Source organism: uncultured Campylobacter sp. (assembly GCF_937949835.1).
Lineage (GTDB): Bacteria > Campylobacterota > Campylobacteria > Campylobacterales > Campylobacteraceae > Campylobacter_B.
This window is the reverse complement of sequence record NZ_CALEDC010000474.1, coordinates 1-3,757: the sequence shown is the minus strand read 5'-3', so window position 1 is coordinate 3,757 and position 3,757 is coordinate 1. Positions and strand designations below refer to the sequence as shown.

Sequence of the window (3,757 nt, the reverse complement as noted above, 5' to 3'; positions counted from 1 at the left end):
TTGCAAGCCATACTTTATAGGCTCTGTGCTTTGGAGATCGCACCGCTCATCTGCAGCACCGAAATTTTGCCTCGCGAGCCCTTCGGCGCTAAATTTAGACAAACCGCAAAAGGCTAAATCTAAAATTTTATCCGCAAAGGGGGCATTTTTTGAAATTTGCAAAGCGAGCCTGACATCCGAAACATCCGCGTCAAACGATGCTAAAATTTTTAAAATTTCATCGCTAAAGCCCGCGAGCGCGCCTATTTTTTGGGTTATAAATTTATTCATTTTAAAAAGCCATTCAATATAAATTTCGCACAATCATATCAAATTTTAACTCAAATTGCAAAGCAAAACGCCGCCGTTGCGTCCAAATTCCGCTTCGGCTCACGAGACTTTTAAGCGCTTTTTTTGCGTTTGAAAATCGCAGATCAACCCGCCCGTTTGTCGCGACGGCAAAACCTAAATTTCAAGCGCCGTTTTATAAAATTTTAATCCCCTTTCGTATAAAATGCATTAAAATTTTATTTATAAAGAGCTTGCTTTGAATAAATTTGCGATTACCCCTATTCTAATCACCTTGGCTTTAACTATCGGTGCGGATTTCTTAAACGCAGCGAATAAATTTAGCTCCGCTTCATCAAAACCTGCCTCAAATAAAACGTCTACTCAAAACCAAGCAGCCGCGCCAAACACTCAGAGTGCTTTGGAAAAATATCTCTCCACTCCCGAGGCAAGCTCGAAGCAAGATAGCTCGCAAGACGCCTCAAAGAATTCAAACTCCAAAGCCGAAGCTCCTACTAAAATTTACAGACTCGATAGATCAAAAATACGGGATATAAATCAAAAAAGATTGGACGGGCAGCTTGATTCAAATTTTAAAGCGGGCCCAAGCTCCTTCTCCTTCGACGCCTTATTAGAGCATACTTTAGCTAATTCACCGAGTTTAAATTTAACCAGACTGGATGTGCAAAGCGCACGCAACGAGCTTGAGTATCAAAAGGCCTCACGCTATCCCGAGCTTGGAATTAATGCCAATAGCGAATACGCCAAACGCTACGGCGCTCGCTATAATTCCGTGCAGATTGGCGATGATAGCCTAGTCTCGCAAAGCGGCTACGGCGATTCCGTATCGCTTGTGCTGCGCCAAGATATATTTAAATTCGGCGCAGATGAGTTAGCCATAGAAGCTGCTGAAGAGAATATCAAACAAGCCGATCTTAAAAGATGCTCTTCGTATATGGACGGCTCTATTAAGCTTTTGGAGCTTTACGACGAGGCGCTCGGATATAAAAACAAAATAGAGATCTATGAGCGGTTAAAAGATGCCTACGAGATGCTTTATATCTATGAAAAGAGGCTATCTGGCGCAGGAGAGCTAAGTAAAACCGCCCTGGCAGATCAAGCCATAGCGCTAGCCGATACGAGCTATGAGCTATCTCAATTAGAACTAAACGCAAATAACGCCTTAAATAAAATTTACTCGCTCTCGGGAGTTAAAATTCCAAACGTGTTTTATCTTTCGGATCTAGGCGGAGCAAGCAGCGGCTCAGACTTCGTACCCTTTGAAGATAGCGTAATCGCTAAAGGATTTGATCATGAATTAGCCGCAAATGAGCTAAGTATGAGATCGCAAGAAAGGCTTTATTATCCTACCGTTTCGCTCTACGGCAGATACGATCTTTACGGCAGCGACAGAGACGACTTTAGCCGTGCGGGAAAGGATGTCAAAAGACATGGATATAGAGCGGGGCTTACGGTGCATATGAGCCTATTTGACGGAGGCAAGCGCGCCGCACAGATTAAAGAAAAAGAGATCAATAAAGAGAGGATTTTATCTAAAAAAGAAGAAGCTAGATTAGAATACGAAAAGCAGATCGCAGATCTTAAACTATTTCTATCTAAAAAGGACGAATACAGTAAAATCCTATCTAATTCCTCTAAAATTTCAAAAGATATCCTAACTATGCAAAAAAGATTAAATGCCGGTAACGAAAGCTCAAAGATAGATGTCTTAAACTCTCTAATAGCTTCTTTAAAAAAGGAGTTAGCCCTAAGAGATCACGCACAAAAAGCGAGCTTTAATATCAAAAAAGCGGAACTAATGTCTAGATACGGAAGGTGTGAGTAGGGCGCTTGGTAGCCAAGTAGATGGTTTCGCGGCTAGTCGGATAGTTTAAGCGGCTATGGCGTCTTAGCATAGCGTCTTGTATTTGGCTTTAGGCTTTGTATTTTTGCAGCGCTGTGAAGTAAAATTTTAAAATTTAGAGCGGCAAAAGATCTTGAAATTGGGCAGGACAAAGCGCTTTTAAATTTTAAATACTTCATAAGAATAAAAAGGTAAAATGCGGCGAAATTTTTATATGAGTAGGGGATTTTATGAGAGATTATGATAAGGAACCGATAGCAGCTGTAAAAGCTCTTTGCAATACAGGCGCTAAAACGGATAAACGCTCTGCTAAGCAAGCTCTAATAAAACAAATCCTGCTTTCTACTATATATTTATTAGCGCATAGGCGAATATAAACATATCGTAAAATCTAAGATTATTAAATTTCTTAAGGAGGAGAGAATGGCGTTTGAAAATGCAATCATCACCAAAGAGGATGATAAAAAATATAAACTTACTAAGATTTTTCTTAAATATAATCCATACGATAAAGGCTTGCCAGATCAATGGTATTGGGTTATAGACAGGGAGCGTGACTGCTGGCTTATGAAAACAGGGTTTTTCCCAGATCCCGAGGTAGATCATGGATATTTAAGTAAAACGCTTTGGACTTTATATTACCAAGGAAGTATTATTAAAGTAATATTAGATATAGAATTGGATGAAAAAAAGGAGATTATTGATTCTATAAAGTACAATACTGTCTGGTACTTGCTTGAGCTTCATCCTATTCGAACATTCAGACTAAAAACACAAGATATTATAGATCTTTTAGCTGAGGCGCTTGATGTATTTGGTTTAGATGGCGCATGGGATCAAGCTCCAAATTTTAAAGTAAAGCTAGTAAGCAAACTAAAAGGATAAAACCATGGAAAACTTAACACTTGAACAAGCAAATGAGTTGCTAAAAACAGCCAACACTAAACAAGATATAATAAATGTATTAAATAAGCTGGACTTGTCTGCGCATGGATCAAAAACCATATTATATTCTGGCATACAAGATATGGATGGTTTTAAAGACTATCTAAAAAAGACCAATCAATATAATAATGTTAGGATGATAGATAAAACGTCGGTAGGCGAATTTTTAGATATCAATAAAAACACGAATTTAAAAATGGCGTTAAAAAGAGTTTTTGGTAAGGGCAATCCAGAATTCGATGTTATAAAAGAATATGGAAAACGTGGTTCCGAAGTCAATAAATTCTTTTACGATGCCGGTAAGAAAGATAGTGGTTTGTGGGATATCGCTTCTAAGCGTTTTGTTGCAGAAACCAAAGGTGAGGTTATAACTTATATAGGAAAAAATGCTAATCCGGATAGAACCTTCTATCAAACTGAACTCCCCGAGCTTCTCAAAAACAAAAATATTACTAAAATCAACGGTATGGACAAAGCAGACTTCGCTTCTAAACTAAATTCCTACGCTACCGATAGAGAAAAACTGAATTTTATAATAAGCGACAGAAAGACAGTGTTGGAAATCACCGGCAAAAGCGATCTATACGAGCTAAATCAAAAAGACTTCGAAACCGCTAGAAAAAATATCAAATATAATGAGATCTTGCATACCAAAACAAAAGATTTGATCGCCTATCAAAA

Annotated in this window: 5 protein-coding genes; 4 read left to right on the top strand and 1 reads right to left on the bottom strand. The window is 38.4% G+C overall.

The annotated features are described in order from the left end of the window. The coding region (locus tag Q0256_RS10535) for a hypothetical protein (RefSeq protein ID WP_297962824.1) at positions 1-270 on the bottom strand (270 nt) is incomplete at its 3' end. 256 nt (positions 271-526) lie between these two features. Between Q0256_RS10535 and Q0256_RS10530 the strand changes: the two genes are divergently transcribed. From Q0256_RS10530 to Q0256_RS10515, 4 genes are all read left to right on the top strand, one after another. After that, positions 527-2,113 carry a TolC family protein gene (locus tag Q0256_RS10530; protein WP_297962822.1) on the top strand — a complete coding sequence of 529 codons (1,587 nt, stop codon included), beginning with the start codon at positions 527-529 and terminating at the stop codon, positions 2,111-2,113. Between the two features lie 248 nt (positions 2,114-2,361). Further along, entirely contained in the window at positions 2,362-2,508 is a 147-nt protein-coding gene (locus Q0256_RS10525; protein ID WP_297962820.1) for a hypothetical protein, read from the top strand. Positions 2,509-2,554: 46 nt separating this feature from the next. After that, positions 2,555-3,016, top strand: a complete 462-nt coding sequence (locus Q0256_RS10520) for a hypothetical protein (RefSeq protein ID WP_297962818.1) — start codon at positions 2,555-2,557, stop codon at positions 3,014-3,016. A gap of 4 nt (positions 3,017-3,020) precedes the next feature. After that, the coding region (locus Q0256_RS10515) for a hypothetical protein (protein WP_297962817.1) at positions 3,021-3,757 on the top strand (737 nt) is incomplete at its 3' end.

Coding starts and splice junctions, on each gene's coding strand:
- Q0256_RS10525 (WP_297962820.1), top strand. CDS start 2,362: ATGAGAGATTATGATAAGGAACCGATAGCAGCTGTAAAAGCTCTTTGC.
- Q0256_RS10520 (WP_297962818.1), top strand. CDS start 2,555: ATGGCGTTTGAAAATGCAATCATCACCAAAGAGGATGATAAAAAATAT.